Here is a 644-nt window from a genome sequence, read left to right as displayed (position 1 = left end):
AGATGTGTATAAGTCGGCATGACTCCTCCCACGCCCCCCACCCCCGGGTCCCCGGCGCACGCCGTCGCGTTCGGCCTCGACACCTTCGGCGACACCAGCGTCGACCGGGACGGCGCGCCCGTCCCCCACGCGCAGGTGATCCGCGACGTGGTCGAGCAGGCGGTACTCGCGGACCGGGTGGGGGTGAACGCCTTCGGCGTCGGCGAGCACCACCGTCCCGACTTCGCCGTCTCCGCCCCGGACGTCGTGCTGGCCGGCATCGCCACGCGGACCGAGCGCATCACCCTCGGGTCCGCGGTCACCGTGCTCTCCAGCGACGATCCGATCCGCGTGTTCCAGCGCTTCTCCACGATCGACGCGATGTCGAACGGCCGCGCGGAGGTCGTCCTGGGCCGCGGGTCGTTCACCGAGTCGTTCCCCCTGTTCGGCTTCGACCTCCAGCAGTACGAGCAGCTGTTCAGCGAGAAGCTCGACCTGTTCGCCGCGCTGCTGCCCGAGGGGCCGGTCACCTGGTCGGGAGACCTCCGGCCGCCGCTGGTCGAGCAGCACGTCTACCCGAAGACCGAGAACGGCCTCGCCGCGTGGATCGCGGTGGGCGGCAGCCCGGAGTCCGTGGTGCGCGCCGCCCGCTACCGGATGCCCCT

At 71.9% G+C, this 644-nt stretch carries 1 protein-coding gene; it reads left to right on the top strand.

Annotated features, from left to right (window positions below; all coding sequences use genetic code 11):
- Nucleotides 1-18: 18 nt before the first annotated feature.
- Nucleotides 19-644, top strand: a 626-nt coding sequence (locus B4M60_RS14830) for an LLM class flavin-dependent oxidoreductase (RefSeq protein WP_291085772.1), incomplete at its 3' end; no start/stop codon positions are given.

The organism is Dietzia sp. UBA5065 (genome assembly GCA_002415925.1).
Classification (GTDB): Bacteria; Actinomycetota; Actinomycetes; order Mycobacteriales; family Mycobacteriaceae; genus Dietzia.
The sequence above is the reverse complement of the archived record's forward strand: the minus strand, read 5'-3'. Positions and strand labels throughout refer to the sequence as shown.